At 61.1% G+C, this 262-nt stretch carries 1 pseudogene; it reads left to right on the forward strand.

The features are described from left to right. Positions 1–262, forward strand: a pseudogene (locus tag KVT27_RS25150) (hypothetical protein); the annotation flags it as partial.

The following is a 262-nucleotide window of genomic DNA, read 5'->3' on the forward strand; positions in this document are numbered from 1 at the left end:
GTCGAGCGGAGAGGCCAGCTATCATCTGCTGACGCTGGGCAAAACCGGGATCGACGTGGTGCTGGGCGGACCTGCCGACCTGCATGAACAGCTCAAAAACAAAAGCAAGTCGCTGCGCTATACATCTGCTGCCGCAAGCAGCATCTCCGCCAAATATAAGGACGCCGCCGGGTACTGGACCGGCATGTACATGGGCGCGCTCGCCATCGGCGTCAACCAGACCGTCTGGCAGCAGGATCCCCAGCTGAAGGATCTGCCGCTG

The organism is Lysinibacillus sp. GbtcB16, assembly GCF_019091145.1.
In the GTDB taxonomy this organism is placed as follows: Bacteria; Bacillota; Bacilli; order Bacillales_A; family Planococcaceae; genus Lysinibacillus; species Lysinibacillus fusiformis.